This window comes from Xanthobacter oligotrophicus (genome assembly GCF_008364685.1).
Taxonomy (GTDB): Bacteria; Pseudomonadota; Alphaproteobacteria; order Rhizobiales; family Xanthobacteraceae; genus Xanthobacter; species Xanthobacter oligotrophicus.
Window position 1 is genome coordinate 155,858 of the sequence record NZ_VTTL01000012.1, and the last position, 15,102, is coordinate 170,959.

Annotated in this window: 15 protein-coding genes; 9 read left to right on the plus strand and 6 right to left on the minus strand. The window is 67.5% G+C overall.

Annotated features, from left to right (window positions below):
- Positions 1-16: 16 nt before the first annotated feature.
- The 6 genes from FZ033_RS19895 to FZ033_RS19920 form a co-directional block, all read right to left on the minus strand.
- Positions 17-790, minus strand: a complete 774-nt coding sequence (locus FZ033_RS19895) for an ABC transporter permease (protein WP_149577803.1) — start codon at positions 788-790, stop codon at positions 17-19.
- On the minus strand, positions 790-1,626 hold the full coding sequence (locus tag FZ033_RS19900) for an ABC transporter ATP-binding protein (RefSeq protein ID WP_149577804.1): 837 nt from the start codon (positions 1,624-1,626) through the stop codon (positions 790-792). Before FZ033_RS19900 ends, FZ033_RS19895 begins: the two co-directional genes overlap by 1 nt.
- 108 nt (positions 1,627-1,734) lie before the next feature.
- On the minus strand, positions 1,735-2,775 hold the full coding sequence (locus FZ033_RS19905) for an ABC transporter substrate-binding protein (protein ID WP_149577805.1): 1,041 nt from the start codon (positions 2,773-2,775) through the stop codon (positions 1,735-1,737).
- 207 nt (positions 2,776-2,982) lie between these two features.
- Positions 2,983-4,413, minus strand: coding sequence for a UbiD family decarboxylase (locus FZ033_RS19910; protein ID WP_408068497.1), 1,431 nt, complete (start codon positions 4,411-4,413; stop codon positions 2,983-2,985).
- 60 nt (positions 4,414-4,473) lie between these two features.
- On the minus strand, positions 4,474-5,088 hold the full coding sequence (locus FZ033_RS19915; RefSeq protein ID WP_149577807.1) for a UbiX family flavin prenyltransferase: 615 nt from the start codon (positions 5,086-5,088) through the stop codon (positions 4,474-4,476).
- A gap of 43 nt (positions 5,089-5,131) precedes the next feature.
- A complete protein-coding gene (locus tag FZ033_RS19920) occupies positions 5,132-5,383 on the minus strand; it encodes a hypothetical protein (RefSeq protein WP_149577808.1) in 252 nt (83 codons plus the stop codon).
- On the opposite strand from FZ033_RS19920, the gene FZ033_RS19925 reads away from it, so the two are divergent.
- From FZ033_RS19925 to FZ033_RS19965, 9 genes are all read left to right on the plus strand, one after another.
- Positions 5,382-6,377, plus strand: coding sequence for a LysR family transcriptional regulator (locus FZ033_RS19925; RefSeq protein ID WP_149577809.1), 996 nt, complete (start codon positions 5,382-5,384; stop codon positions 6,375-6,377). The genes FZ033_RS19920 and FZ033_RS19925 overlap by 2 nt on opposite strands.
- A gap of 67 nt (positions 6,378-6,444) precedes the next feature.
- Entirely contained in the window at positions 6,445-7,737 is a 1,293-nt protein-coding gene (locus FZ033_RS19930; RefSeq protein ID WP_149577810.1) for an alpha-hydroxy acid oxidase, read from the plus strand.
- On the plus strand, positions 7,734-9,194 hold the full coding sequence (locus FZ033_RS19935) for an FAD-binding oxidoreductase (RefSeq protein WP_188079591.1): 1,461 nt from the start codon (positions 7,734-7,736) through the stop codon (positions 9,192-9,194). The genes FZ033_RS19930 and FZ033_RS19935 overlap by 4 nt, the downstream gene beginning before the upstream one ends.
- 139 nt (positions 9,195-9,333) lie before the next feature.
- Positions 9,334-10,110 (plus strand): FadR/GntR family transcriptional regulator, encoded by a 777-nt coding sequence (locus FZ033_RS19940; protein ID WP_149577811.1) that lies wholly within the window; start codon positions 9,334-9,336, stop codon positions 10,108-10,110.
- Between the two features lie 163 nt (positions 10,111-10,273).
- Positions 10,274-11,116 (plus strand): ABC transporter ATP-binding protein, encoded by an 843-nt coding sequence (locus FZ033_RS19945; RefSeq protein WP_149577812.1) that lies wholly within the window; start codon positions 10,274-10,276, stop codon positions 11,114-11,116.
- Positions 11,116-11,994, plus strand: a complete 879-nt coding sequence (locus FZ033_RS19950) for a branched-chain amino acid ABC transporter permease (RefSeq protein WP_188079592.1) — start codon at positions 11,116-11,118, stop codon at positions 11,992-11,994. The genes FZ033_RS19945 and FZ033_RS19950 overlap by 1 nt, the downstream gene beginning before the upstream one ends.
- Positions 11,994-13,037 (plus strand): branched-chain amino acid ABC transporter permease, encoded by a 1,044-nt coding sequence (locus FZ033_RS19955; protein WP_149577814.1) that lies wholly within the window; start codon positions 11,994-11,996, stop codon positions 13,035-13,037. The genes FZ033_RS19950 and FZ033_RS19955 overlap by 1 nt, the downstream gene beginning before the upstream one ends.
- Before the next feature lie 61 nt (positions 13,038-13,098).
- Complete coding sequence (locus FZ033_RS19960) at positions 13,099-14,280, plus strand: ABC transporter substrate-binding protein (RefSeq protein ID WP_149577815.1); 1,182 nt, start codon at positions 13,099-13,101, stop codon at positions 14,278-14,280.
- A 5-nt stretch (positions 14,281-14,285) separates the two neighbouring features.
- Positions 14,286-15,095, plus strand: a complete 810-nt coding sequence (locus tag FZ033_RS19965; RefSeq protein ID WP_149577816.1) for an ABC transporter ATP-binding protein — start codon at positions 14,286-14,288, stop codon at positions 15,093-15,095.
- The last annotated feature ends 7 nt before the right edge of the window (positions 15,096-15,102 follow it).

A 15,102-nucleotide genomic window follows, 5' to 3' on the forward strand; every position in this document is an offset into this window, starting at 1 on the left:
GCGGCGCTCCCGTGCGTCAGGTCCTTGCCTTCCATGGGATCAGCAAACGCTCCACCTCGTCAAGGATGGCGGAAAAGATGAAGCCGAGCAGGGCGATGACGAGCAGTCCCACATACATGGTATCCACGGTGAGGACCTGCCACGCATTCCAGATCATGTAGCCGATGCCGTCGGAGGCGGCCACCATCTCGGAGATGGCGATGAGGATGAGACCCATGCCCATGGCCAGCTTCACCCCCGCCATGATGGAGGGCAGCGCCCCCGGCAGCGCGATGGTGCGGAACACCTGCCAGCGGCTGGCGCGGAAATTGTGGCCCACGTCCAGGTAGATCTTGTCGATATTGGCGACCCCCATCACCGTATTGATGAGGATGGGATAGAAGGCGCCGAGCGCCACCATCACCACCTTCGAGGTCTCGCCCAGCCCGAAGATGAGCAGCACCAAAGGCAGGATTGCGCTTTTCGGGATCGGATAGGTGGCCGAGATCAGCGGGTCGATGGCGGCGCGCAGGGGCCGGGAGATGCCCATGGCGAGGCCGAGGAACAGGGCCGGCACCCCGCCCACCAGCATGCCGAGCAGGAGCCGGCGCAGGCTGGCGGCGAGGTTGGTCCACAATTCGCCCGACGCGACGAGCGCGCCGAAGGTGTGCACGATGCTCGACGGCGCGGGGAAGAAGCGCGCGTCGATGAGCCCGGTGCGGGCGGCGGCTTCCCACAGGCCCAGCAGGGCAAGGGGCGTCAGGAAGCCGATGAACCGCTCCGCGCCGTGGAAGCTCCTGTGCTTCGCCATCACTTGCCTCCCTCGGAATTCAGTCGCGCGCGCTGCACCTCGTCGCGCAGCTGCTCCCAGATGTGGAACACGAGGTCGCCGTAGGCCGGATCGTGGCGCAGTTCCAGCACGTTGCGCGGGCGGGCGAAGGGGACGTCGATGATCGCCTTCTCCCGTCCCGGATTGGCGGTCATGATCATGATGCGGTCGCCCAGTGTCACCGCTTCGTCCACCGAGTGCGTGATGAAGACCACGGTCTTCTTGGTGGCCTCCCAGATGCGCAGCAATTCTTCGTGCAGCAGCATCTTGTTCTGCTCGTCGAGGGCCGAGAATGGCTCGTCCATGAGCAGGATTTCCGGATCGTTGGCGAAGGCGCGCACGATGGAGACGCGCTGGCGCATGCCGCCGGAGAGCTGGTTGGGGTAGCGGTCGCGGAAACGCCACAGGCCGATGCGTTCCAGCCACAGCTGCACGCTGTCCGCCACGTCCTTCTCGCGCACGCCGCGCATGCGCAGGCCGTAGGCCGCGTTGTCGTAGACGCTCATCCAGGGAAACAGGCTGTCCCCCTGGAATACCATGGAGTTCTCTGGCCGGCTGGGATCGGTCCGGTTGATGGCCATGGTGCCTTCGCTGATGCTCTCCAGCCCCGCAAGCATGCGCAAGAGTGTGGTCTTGCCGCAGCCGGACGGGCCGACGATGACAAAGAACTGGCCTTGGGGGATGTCGATGTCGATGCCGTCCACCGCGACAAAGCTGGACGACCCGAAATATTTGCGCACGCCCCGCAGAGAGATCTGAACCGGCACCTGCTCCGGACTGGCATTGGGCTTCGGGCTCAACATGCTGACAACGGCCATGGTCCTTGTTCCTCCCGCTCGCGCTTGACGCCCCATTGCCATTTCGAGGGACCGGGGTCTTGTGGTTGATGCCAGGATGGGGCTCCGGATCGCCCGGCGCCCCGCGCGTCAGTTCTGTGCGACCTTGTAGGGGCCCAGAACCTTCACCGCCGCGGTGGCGAACGAGGCATCCACCACGTCCTCCACCTTGGCGGGACGTTCGAGATAGCCGTTCTCGGTGAAGAACTTGAGGTCGGCCGCAAGGCTCGGCATGTCCACCGCGCCGTCGGGGTTGATGCCGTTCGGGATCATCTTCGCGAACAGCTCGGCGTCCTTGAGGCCGGTGGTGCGCATGATGGTCTTGATGACCTCGGGGGCACCCTTGCCGTCGAACCTGCCGCCGGCGGTGGCATCGTTGAAGATGCGGGCCGCCTTCACGTAAGCCACCATGAAGCGCTGGGCCACATCGCGCCGCTTGGCGATGAAGTCGCCGCCGTAGAGCAGCACGGCCACCTGCTGGTTGGGATAGCCGTCCACCACGAAACGCACCGCCACGCCATTGTTCACCGCCTGGGTGGCCGAGGGCTCGGTGGTGATGGCGGCATCGATGGCGCCGGTGGTGAAGGCGGCGATCTGTTGCGGATAGCCGATATAGATGTGGTTGACGTCCTTGTAGGTGAGGCCGTGCTTTCCAAGGATGTGGGCAAGCTTGGCATTGGTCGCCGCACCCGGTCCCACGGAGCCAATCTTCAGGCCCTTCAGGTCGGCGATGCTCTTCACCTTGCCGCTGTCCACCAGATCCTTGCGGACCAGCAGCGGCATGTAGTCGTAATGGACCGGGGTCGAGCCCTTGTCCGCCACCACCTTGATGTCGATGCCCCGTGCCGAGGCGTTGTACAGGCCGGCGGAGGAGGCGCCCGCGCCCACGTCGATCTGGCCGGCGCCCAGCGGCGCGATCATCTTCGGGCCGGAATCGAAGGTGACCAGTTCCACCTCCAGACCCTGCTCGGCGAAGAAGCCGCGCTCGACGCCGAGGTGAAAGACCACGTCGGACACCACGTTGTTGATGCCCACCTTGACCTTGTCCGCGGCATGGGCGGCGGCGGCGCCGAACAGGGCCGCGGCCAGTGCCCCTGCGGCCACCAGGCTGCGTGTCGTCTTCAGGAACATTCCATCCTCCCGGTGTGGACCGCGCGCCGATCGGCCTGCATCGCAGGCGTACCGGGCCGTGCGGCCTCTTTTGCTGTCCGGTCCACCTGGGGCGGCCGGCTTCTAGCGAATTTTACACGAGGCTCTTCTTGCAAGCCCCCATCGCCACCGCCCAGCGGGCGGTCCGTTGCACAACACGCTCACGAAGCCTTCTTCACGATGTCGACTTCACGATAATTGGGCGACGATGCGGGCGAAGGCGGCGTTGGGATCCTTCACCAGCACCTCGGAGAGGTCCACGTCCTCCTCGCCCTTCACATGGATGCGGCGGAAGGCGAGGGGATCGTCGGAGAGCGGGGCGGTGGCATCAAGGCCCAGCTTCGCGCTGATACCGTCCTGCGTCGACGGATCGAGCTTGGAGCCTTGCGCGCCGGCCACCACCACCATGTCGCGGTCCGCCTGGAAGCGGGTCGCGATCGCCCATTCGATCTCGTCGGGGCTGGAAATGTCCACGTCCTTGTCCACCACCACCACCTGCTTGATGTCGTAGTGGCCGCCGAACGCGCCCATGATGATGTTCTTGGGCTCGCCCTCGCTCACCTTGTCGATCTTCACCACCAGATGATAGCGGCAGGTTCCGCCGCGGGTGAGCCGCACGTCGAGCACGTTGGGGAATGAGCGCTTGAGATGCTGGAGCAAGGTTGCCTCGCGGGGCACGCCGCCGAGCACCAGATGCTCGAAGCTGCCGCCGACGATGGTGTGGAAGATGGGATGCCGGCGATGGGTGATGGCGTCCACCTGGATCACCTCGCGGGCGGCGCGCGGGCCGTAATATTGCGGGAACTCGCCGAACGGGCCCTCAGGCTCGCGGACCCTGGGCAGGATGCGGCCTTCCACCACGATCTCGGCGCAGGCCGGCACCCGCACCGCATTGGTCTTGCACTTCACCACCTCCACCGGGCGGCCGAGGAGCGCGCCGGCGATCTCCATCTCGTCCTCGTCGAGGGCGCAGATGGCCTGGGAGGCCAAAAGCAGCGCTGGGTGCACGCCGATGACGATGGCGATTTCCAGCCCCTCGCCCGCCTGCTCCGCCATGCGGTAGTAAGCGAGGGTGTGGCGGGGCAAAAGCAGCACGCCGATGCGGTCCGGCCCGCTGATCTGGCAGCGGTGGATGGAGACATTCTGGATGCCGGTGACCGGGTTGCGCGCGATGAGCAGTCCGGCGGTGATGTAGGGGCCGCTGTCCAATGCGTTGTGCTTGGGAATGGGCAACTGCCTCAGCAGGTCTACGTCGGTGTGCACGACGTCCTGTGCTGCTGCCGAAGTGACTTCCACGCACGGCAGCGGGTCGCGGGCGGCGGCGAGGAAGTGGGCGAGCAACTCGTCCTCGCCCACCCCCAGGGCGTCGGCCACCCAGGCGCGCTGGGTGAAGAGATTGACCACCACCGGGATGTCGTGACCGTCGGGTCGGGGAAACAGCACCGCCTTGTCCCGCTCCGTGCGCTTGGCGACGGCGGCGAGTTCGTCGATGAGGGAGATGTTCTCCTTCGCCACCGCCAGTTCCCCCCGCGCCGCGAGGGCGGCGAGCCAGGCGCGCAGATCGGCGGATGCCTGGGCTGGAACAGGGCGGGGACGGGGCTCGCTGCGCATGGTCGTCATCTTTCGGTCGGCTGGACGGCGTGTGGCGTGGAAACAGGGTCGGCCGGTTGTTGCTTGGCCTCAGGTTTTCACCTGCCGAAGCGGCGGCGTGCGGCGCTTGAGGCCGGCGTCCTCGCCCCAGCGGCGCACGATGCCGAGGTCGATGTCGAACAGGTCGAGCACGCGCCCGACCGTGTGGTCGATGAGGTCTTCCAGGCTCGCCGGCTTGGCGTAGAAGGCCGGCACCGGCGGGGCGATGATGGCGCCCATCTCGGACAGTGCCGTCATGGTGCGCAGGTGGCCGGTGTGCAACGGGGTTTCCCGCGCCATCAGCACCAGGCGCCGGCGCTCCTTCAACACCACGTCGGCGGCGCGGGTGAGCAGGGTGGAGGTGACACCCGAGCAGATCTCGGACATGGAGCGCATGGAGCAGGGGGCCACCACCATGCCCATGGTGCGGAACGAGCCGGAGGAAATGGCGGAGGCCATGTCTTCGATGGAATGGGTGACGTTCGCCATCGCCTTCACGTCGGCGATCTTCAGGTCGGTCTCGTAGGCGAAGGTGATTTCCGCCGTCTTCGACATGACGAGGTGCGTCTCCACCCCGGCATTGCGCAGGAGCTGGAGCATGCGCACGCCGTACATCACGCCTGAAGCGCCGGAAATGCCGATGATGAGCCGCTTCTGATCCAGCATGACGAGACCTCTGCGTGCCGACGGGCGGCGACGGGGGAACGGTTCAGCATGCGGGACGAGCGACGGCGCGGAGCGCCCCGGGGCATCCGAGCGCCTTGGCCTGCGTGCTGCCTCCTCCCGCGCCGACGTGCAGTTTCTGCCTTCTTGGCGCCGGGCCCTGACGCACAGGAAAGAGCCCGTTGATCAAGTCATAGATGACATGGATAATCACTTCAAATAATGAATGATTATCGAGATCATCAGTCTTGATGATCGCTGCGGCCGCAATGCCGCTTCGCTCGGGGGGGAACGCCATGGATCTCAGGCAGATGCAGTATTTTCTCTGCCTCGCGGAAACGCGCAACGTGACCCGCGCCGCACGCCAGCTCAACATCGTGCAGCCGGCGCTCAGCATGCAGGTGGCGAAGTTGGAAGCCGAATTCGGGCAGAAGCTTTTCGATCGCAGCGCCCACGGCGTCACCACCACGGTGGCCGGGGAGGCGCTGGTGCGGCTCGTTTCCCCCATCGTGCGGGATGTGGAGCACGCCATGCAGGAGATGGCGCGGTTCGATGGCCGGGTTGCCGGCCGGGTGGTGGTGGGGCTCATCACCTCGGTGGCGCAGAGCACGCTGGCCAGCTCTTCCGCCCGCATCGCGGAGAATTATCCCGAGGTCGAGCTGTCCGCCTGCGAGGGCTATACCGAGACGCTCATGGACTGGGTGACCACCGGCCAGCTGGACCTCGCCATCATCAACGTGCCGCGCCACATGCGCGGTCTGGCGGCCCACCATGTGCTCGACGAGGAGATGGTGTTCGCCTGCCGGAAAGAATCCCCCGTCGCCGTGCCGGCGGACCTCACCTTCGCCCACCTTGCCGGATGCGATCTGGTGATGCCCTCCAAGCGCCACGGCCTGCGCATGATCCTGGAGGAGCAGGCGGCGAAGGCGGGTGTTGAGCTGAAGCCACGTATCGAGATCGACACCCTCTCCGCCATCTGCGAGGTGGTGGCGACCACCGGCCTCGTCACCGTCCTGCCCACCATCGCGCTGCATCAGGCGCTCGCCGCCGGCCGGGTGCGCGCCCACCATTTCGCCACGCCACGGCTCGCGCGGTCCATCGCCGTGGTGCACCATCCAAGGCGGGCGGTGTCAGCGGCGGCCGATGCGGTGGTCGAGGTGATCCGTCGCGACTTGGTGGATGCGGCAACCTCCGCCAGTGCCTTCGTGCATCGGTCCCCGACGGGCCGCACGCGCCAGCCCCGCGGACGCAGACGTGAAATCACACCAAGTGATCTTTGCGATAAGGCGTAATTATTTGCAGTGATGGCGGGCCCGATCTACCAAGGGGGCAATCAGAACAGAACGAGGAAGCGCCGCCATGACGCAGACGCCTTCGGGAGCGCTCCGGCAAGGCCCGGAGGCGCCGGCCCCAACCCGGCCCGCGGCGCAGGCGTGGGGCGCGGGCTCCGGCACCAGCGCTGCCGCCCGGTTGAAGCAGAAGATGCCGACCCTCGATTATCTGGAGCGGGCGGCGCGGCGGCGCATTCCGCGCTTCGCGTTCGATTTCCTGGAGGGCGGCACCGGCGCGGACAAGGGCGTCGCGCGCAACCGCGCGGCGCTCGATGCTGTAGAACTGGTGCCGCGCTATGGCGCGCCCGGGCCGGTTGAGACGCAGGTGGAGCTGTTCGGCACGCGCTACAGCGCCCCCATCGGCATCTCGCCGGTGGGCATGGACACGCTGGTCTGGCCCGATGCCACCCGGCTGCTCGCGAAGGCCGCGGGCAAGGCGCGCATTCCCTACATCACCGGCACCCTGGCCGGAGCCTCCATCGAGGAGGTGGCGGCGCTGGCGGGCGACTGCACGTGGTTCCAGCTCTACGGCCTGCCGGGGCGGGACCATCTGGTGACCTTCGATCTGGTCCGCCGCGCGGAGGCGGCCGGCGCGCAGGCGCTGGTGGCGACGCTGGACGCGCCGGTGCGGTCCAAGCGCCCGCGCGACCTCGCCAACGGCCTCGTGGTGCCGTTCCGCACCACGGCGCGCACGATACGGGACGTGGCGCTCGCCTGGCCGTGGGCGCTGGCGTTGCTGAAGGCCGGCATGCCCGCCTTCGCCAACATGACGCCCTATGTGGAGCCGCCCGCCACTCAGGCGAGGACCGCCGGCTTCGTGCAGAACGAGATCAAGGGCACCTTCTCGTGGGAGGTGGTGAAGCGCCTGCGGGATGCCTGGCCGCGCGCCCTGGTGATGAAGGGCATCCTGCATCCCGCCGATGCGGAACAGGCGATCGCCATCGGCGTGGACGGCATTCTGGTCTCCAACCACGGCGGCCGCCAGCTCGATGCCGCGCCTGCCGCCATCGACGTGCTACCAGCCATCGCCGCCGTGGCGGGCAGCCGCGCCACCGTGCTCTACGACAGCGGCATCCGCTCCGGCCTCGACGTGGCGCGGGCAATGGCTCTGGGCGCCCACGGCACCTTCTGCGGCCGCGCCTTCCTCATGGGTCTTGCGGCGCTGGGGGAGGGCGGTGCGGATTATGTGGCGGAGATGCTCACGGAAGAGCTTCAGGTGGCCATGGGCCAGCTCGGCGCGCCCCGCCTGGGCGATCTTCTCGCCGTAGCCCGGCGGCATGCCGGCGCCTTCGCCTTCGACGCGCCGGGAGAAGTGCGGTGACGGGGGCGTCCGCTCCTTTTGTCGCCTCCACCCTGTCCTTCGAAGACGCCCTGAACCGCCTCAAAGAGATTGTCGGACCCGCCGGCGTCCGTGAGGGGGCCGAAGACACTCTGCCGTTTCGCGTCGGCTTCGGCGGCGCCTTCCGGGGCGAGGCGGCGCTCGTGCTCCGCCCGGCCTCCACGGCACAGGTGGCGCAGGTGGTGGCCACCTGCGCGCAGGCGCGCATCCCCATGGTTCCGCAGGGCGGCAATACCGGCCTTGCCGGCGGCGCGCAGCCCGACAACTCGGGCCGGGCCGTCATCATCGCCCTTGATCGCATGCGGCGCGTGCGGGCCGTGGATGCGGCCAACGACACCCTCACCGTGGAGGCTGGCGCCACCCTATTAGAGGTGCAGCAGGCGGCACAGGCCGTCGACCGGCTCTTTCCTCTCTCCCTCGCCTCGGAGGGCTCGTGCCGCATCGGCGGGAACCTCGCCACCAATGCGGGCGGGACGCAAGTCCTGCGCTACGGCACCATGCGCGCGCTGACCCTCGGAATCGAGGCGGTACTGCCGGACGGCCGCGTCTTCGACGCCCTGCGTGCCCTGCGCAAGGACACCGCCGGTTACGACATGAAGCAGGTGTTCGTCGGGTCGGAAGGCACCCTCGGCATCATCACCGCGGCTGTCCTGCGGCTGTTTCCGCGCCCGCGGGCGGTGGAGACCGCCATGGCGGGGATCGGCGACGTGACCGCCGCTATCCGCCTCCTCTGCCTGGCCCGGGCGCGGCTCGGCGACGGCCTGTCGGCGTTCGAGCTGATGCGCGCCCCGAGCGTTGAGTTCGCGGTGGCGGCGGTGCCGGGCCTGTCCTCCCCCTTCGCCGGGCGGCACGCCTGGTATCTTCTGATCGAGGCGAGCGGGCAGGCGGAGGGCGACGGGCTTCGGCAGGCGCTGGAAGGCCTGCTGGAAGCCGGGCTGGAGGAGGGGCTGGTGGAGGATGCGGTGGTCGCCGCCTCGGGCGACCAGCGCCGCCGGCTCTGGGCGCTGCGCGAGGCGCAGGCGGAGGCGCAGAAGCACGCCGGGCGCGGGGTGAAGCACGACATCAGCGTGCCGGTCTCGGCGATCCCCGAGTTCATCGCCCGCGCCGATGCGGCGCTCCAACGGGCCTTTCCCGGCATCCTGCCCTTCACCTTCGGCCATGTGGGCGATGGCAACCTCCACTACAATCCAGTCGTTCCGCGCGACTGGAGCGAGGCGACGCGGGTGGCGCGGCAGGGCGAGATCAATCGCGTCGTCCATGATGTGGTCGTCACGCTGGGTGGCTCCATCAGCGCCGAGCACGGCCTTGGCCAACTGCGCGTCGCTGAGGCGGAGCACTACAAGTCGGCGGTGGAGTTGGACCTGATGCGGGCGGTGAAGGCCGCGCTTGATCCCCTGGGCCTGATGAACCCGGGCAAGGTGCTGCGGGCACGGACATAGGGCGTCGCGGGCGGCACAAATCCCATGGTTGAGCGGGCGCGGCCGGGCTGGTCCCGGGCGCGGGACGACGGTGCATGCGCCCTTGACAAGCCTGTGCGGGGGTGAGACCGTTTGTCCGACAAAGCGGAAAAACGCTGTCATGTCCGACACGATTGCTGACCGTTTCGATCGCATCCGGGTGCCTTCGGCCTACGAGATGGTCGCCGAGGCCATCGAGGCCGAGATCGTGTCCGGCCGCCTGCGTCCGGGGGACGAGATCGGCACCGAGGCGGCGCTGGTGCGGCAGTTCGGCGTCAACCGCTCCACCGTGCGCGAGGGCATCCGCGTGCTGGAGCAGGGCGGGCTGGTGCGGCGGGAGGCGGGGCGCAAGCTCTATGTCTGCGAGCCGCGCTACGACGCGCTCTCCAGCCGCATGAGCCGCGCGCTGGTGCTGCAGGATGTCACCTTCCGCGAATTGTTCGACACTGCGCTCATCCTGGAGGTGGGGGCGGTGGAAGGGGCGGTGGCCCATGCGGACGAGGAGGTTCTCGCGGCGCTTGAGGCCAACCAGTCCCGCATCGAGCAGGCCATCGGCAATCCGGTCCTGCTGTCGGAAATCGACACCGAATTCCACGCGCTGGTGGCCCATGCCTCCCGGAACCGGGTGCTGGAGCTGGCGCGCGAGCCGGCGGCGCTCCTGTTCTTTCCCTCGTCCGAGATGATCTGCCGGCGGGTGCCGGAGGGCGGGCCGCGCATGGTGGAGGCGCACCGCAGGATCATCGACGCCATCGCCGCGCGCGACCTCGAGGGCGCGCGGCTGTGGATGCGCCGGCATCTGGTGGACTGGCGCAAGGGCTTCGTGCGCGCCGGCCGTGAGATCGACGCGCCGGTGGAACGCATCTTTGCGCGTTACGCCTTGAGCCGCTCCGCCATCTGAGGCGGCGGCGAACGTTTGTCAAAGATCCCCGGACAAGAACCGGGGACGGGTCGCAACAGACCATGTTGGGTACCCTTGGGAGGGGAAACGCCTTGACCACGCTGAACTCGGCCGTTCGCGCCGGGCCGCGCGCCCGCGCCGCCATGCCATATGGGGAGCGGCCATGACGCGCCCCGCGCCCGGCACCCTCGCGCCCGCTCATCTGGCCGTATCCGGCCTCAGCCTGTCGTTCGGCGGGCTCAAGGCGCTCACCGACGTGTCGTTCGAGGTGCGTCCCGGCACCATCACCGCCCTCATCGGGCCGAACGGCGCCGGCAAGACCTCGCTGTTCAATTGCATCTCCGGCTTCTATCGGCCGCGCGAGGGGCATATCCGCCTCGACGGGCAGGATATCACCCATACCCATCCGCCGGCGCGGGCGCGGGCGGGGCTGGCGCGCACCTTCCAGAACATCGCGTTGTTCAAGGGCATGACGGTGCTCGACAACATCAAGCTCGGCCGCCACGCCCACATGCGCACCAACCTGCTTCAGGCCCTGGCCTACTGGGGCGCCGCCCGGCGCGAGGAGATGGAGCTGCGGGCCGAGGTGGAGCGGCAGATCATCGATTTCCTCGAGATCGACCACATCCGCAACAAGCCGGTCGCCTCCCTGTCCTACGGCCTGCAGAAGCGGGTGGAACTGGCCCGGGCGCTGGCCATGCGGCCGCGCCTGCTCATGCTCGACGAGCCGGTGGCGGGCATGAACCGGGAGGAGACCGAGGACATGGCCCGCTTCATCCTCGACGTGAAGGAGGAGTGGGGCATCTCCATCCTCATGGTGGAGCACGACATGGGCATGGTGATGGACATCTCCGACCATGTGGTGGTGCTCAATTTCGGCAAGGTGATCGCACAGGGGCCGCCGGCGCAGGTGCAGGGCGATCCGCAGGTGGCCGCCGCCTATCTCGGCAGCGGTAACCCGGCCGAGCTGATGCGGCGCCTTTCCGCCATCGGGGAGGCCGCCTGATGGACTGGCTGTTCTTCGCCGAGGTGACGCTGGCGGGCCTCGGCTCCGGGGCGCTGCTGGCGCTCACTGCGCTGGCCTTCGTGCTGATCTACAAGGCGACGCGGGTCATCAACCTTGCGGTCGGCGAGATCCTCATGCTCGGCGGCTACCTGTTCTTCGCCTTTTCGGCCGGCTTCGGCCTGCCGGTGTGGGCGGCGATCCCGCTTGCCATCGCCGGCGGCGGCGTGGTGGGGGCGCTGGTGGAACGGGCGCTGATCCGGCCCATGCTGGGGGAGGCCCCCATCTCCGTCTTCATGGTCACGGTGGGGCTCGGCTCGGTGCTCATGGGCGTGGCGGAGCTGGTGTGGAATACCGATCCGCGCGCGCTGCCGGACTTCATGGGCGCGACGCCGGTGTTCATCGGCGAGGCCTATGTCTCGCGCAAGATCGCCATCGGCTTCGCCGTGGCGGGGGTGGTCATCGCCCTGTTCCTGCTGCTGTTCCGCTTCTGGCGCGGCGGCGTGGCGCTCAGGGCCACCGCCAGCGACCAGGCGGCGGCCTATTCCTGCGGCATCAATGTGCCCGGCGTGTTTTCGCTGGCCTGGATCGTCGCCTGCGCCACGGCGGCGGGGGCGGGCATCCTTGTCGGCGCCATCGGCGGCATCTCGCCCACCATGGGGGTGTTCGGCCTCTCGGCGCTGGTGGTGGTGATCATCGGCGGGCTGGATTCCGTGCTCGGGGCGCTGGTGGGCGGCCTGCTCATCGGCCTCGTGGAGGCATGGGCGGGCACCTTCCTCGGCGGCGAGTTCAAGCTCGTCACCACCTTTTCCCTCCTCATCGCGGCGCTGATGATCCGGCCCTACGGCCTGTTCGGCACCGTTGAAATCGAGCGGCTCTGATGCGCATCGCCACCGCCAAGGAAACCTACATCGCCGACGAGGGGCTGCTGACCACGCGGACGCAGCGGGCGTGGATGATCATCCTCGCCCTCGTTCTGGTACTGGCGCCGTTCGTGCTCAACGCCTACTGGCTGTATCTGGCCTGCCTCGTCGCCATCAATGTGGCGAGCGCCACCGGGCTCAATATCCTCACCGGCTATACCGGCCTCGTGAGTCTCGGGCAGGCCGCCTTCATGGCGGTGGGCGCCTATGCGGTGGCGTTCCTCGACGGGCATCTGGGCACGCCCTTCCTCCTCAACATCTTCGTGGCGGGTCTCGTCGCGGCGCTGGTGGGCGTACTGGTGGGGGTGCCGAGCCTGAGGGTGAAGGGGCTTTATCTCGCCATCGCCACCATCGCTGCCTCCTTCATCCTGCATTTCGTCTTCACCAACTGGGTGTCGGTGACCGGCGGCATGAGCGGGGTGAACGTGGCGCCGGCGCGCCTCTTCGGCATCGAGCTGGCCTCGCCGTTCGCGCTCTATTTCGTCGTCGTGCCTGTCACGGCGCTGATGGTGCTCGCCGCGGCGAACCTGTTCCGCACCCGCATCGGCCGCGCCTTCATCGCCATCCGCGACCGCGACATCTCGGCCGAGGTGCTGGGCATTCCGCTTTTACAATACAAGCTCATGAGCTTTGCCCTGTCGTCCTTCTACGCCGGGGTGGCGGGGGGCATGTGGGCCTATTTCTTCCGCGTGGTGACGCCGGAAAGCTTTCCGTTCGCCACCTCCATCTTCTTCCTCGCGGCGGTGATCGTGGGCGGGCTCGGCACCATCCTCGGTCCCATTCTCGGCGCCGCCTTCATGACGCTGGTGCCAGAGCTGCTGAAATACGTGGTGGAGTGGCTCGGCCCCGTCTTCCCCAATGCGGGGGCGGCGCTGTCGCCGGTGCGCACCATCGTGTTCGGCGTGCTCATCATCTTCTTCCTGGTGTTCGAGCCGCAGGGGCTGGCGGAGATCGTGCGCCGCATCCGCCGCTTCTTCCATTTGTGGCCGTTCAAGACCTGACCCAAGCGCTGCAACGCCAAAGCAAAACACAATAACGAACAAGACTACGGAGGAAATGCCAATGACGGACCTGAACCGACGCCACGTCCTCGGCCTCGCCACGGCGGGCCTCGCATCCACGTTCTTTTCGCCGCTTTCCGCCTTTGCTGACGAGAAGGAACTGGTGATCGGCGGCTCCATCCCGCTCACCGGGGTGTTCGCCTTTGCCGGCGTCGCCATCGAGGCGGGCATCTCGGATTTCGTGAAGATCACCAACGAGGCGGGGGGCGTCGCCGGCCGCAAGCTGCGTCTTGCCTACGAGGACACCGCCTACAAGGTGGACCAGTCGGTGGCGGTCTTCAACAAGCTCACCACCCAGAACGACATCCACCTCTATTACGGGGACAGTACGGGCTTCGCGAAGACCATCAACGAGGAGCTGAACCGCCGCGGCTCCATCCTGATGGCGGGCGCCTCCTTCGGCAGCGAGCTGAACAATCCGGAAAAGTATCCGTTCCAGTTCATGGCCGGTCCCGATTACGTGGAGATGATCGCCATCCTGCTCGAATACATCGCGAAAGAGCAGAAGGGCGCGAAAATCGTCTTCGTGAACTCGGACACCGAGTTCGGCCGCGACCCCATCGAGGCCAGCGTGAAGCGCGCCAAAGAGATGGGGCTGGAGGTGGTCGGCCAGATCGTCACCCCGCCCACGGCGGTGGACGTCTCCACCGAGATCCTGAAGCTGCGCCGCGCCAATCCGGACTTCACCATCTTCCACGGCTATGTGCTGGCGCCGCTGCCGGAATTCTTGTCGCAAGCCAAGCAGCTGGGGCTGAAGAGCCGGTTCATGGGCACCTTCTGGTCCATGGACAATTCCCTGTGGGCCAATGTGGGCGCGCCGGCCGACGGCTACATGGGCGTGATGCCCTATCGCTATTATTACGACACCGCCCCCGACGCGCCCATTCTGGAGAAGATCCGCAAGCTGCGGCCCACCTACCAGGCCACGGGCTACATGCAGGGCTTCCTCACCGCCATGCTGATGACCGAGGCGGCGAAGCGCACGCTGGAGGCGGGCAAGGACCTGACCGCGAAAAACCTCAAGGCATCGCTCAACACCATCAAGGATTTCGACACCGGCGGCATCATCGGCGTGCCCATCTCCATCCCCGGTAATTCGGTGCCGGTGGGGCGGATCTATTCCTACAGCGCCGCCGACAAGCAGATGAAGCCGGCCTCCGACTGGATCAGCCTGAAGAAGTGATGAAGATGACCGCGAAGCCCATACTGGAAATCAGCAATATCGAGGTCGTCTACAATAGGACGGTCCAGGTGCTTCGCGGCCTCTCCCTGCGCGTTCAGGAAGGGCAGGTGGTGGCCCTGCTCGGCTCCAACGGGGCCGGCAAGTCCACCACGCTGAAGGCCGTGTCCAACCTGCTCCAGCTGGAGGACGGCGCGGTGACGGCGGGCGCCATCTCGTTCGACGGCGCGCCGCTCGCCGCGCTCACGCCCCATGGGCTGGTGCGGCGCGGGCTGTTCCACGTCATGGAAGGCCGGCGCATCTTCGAGGACCTCACGGTGGAGGAAAACCTCGTCGCCGCCACCTATGCCCTCACCGGGCGGGCGGGCAAGCCCGCCTCGTTCGATGCCGTCTATGCCTATTTCCCCCGCCTCTATGAGCGGCGGAGCGGGCGGGCGGGCTATCTCTCCGGCGGCGAGCAGCAGATGCTGGCCATCGGCCGCGCGCTGGTGGCCGAGCCCAAGCTCATCCTGCTGGACGAGCCGTCGCTGGGCCTGTCGCCCAAGCTGGTGGAGGAGATCTTCACCATCATCGCCCGCATCAACCGGGAGCGCGGCGTCTCCATGCTGCTGGTGGAGCAGAACGCCGCCGTGGCGCTCGCGGTCTCCCACTACGGCTACATCATGGAGACCGGCAAGATCGTGCTCGACGGCCCCACGCAGCGGCTGATGGCGGACGAGGACGTGCGCGAATTCTATCTCGGCATGGCCGGGGAGCGGGGCGAAAAAAGCTACCGCGACATCAAGCACTACAAGCGCCGCAAGCGCTGGCTTTCGTGAGAGGCGC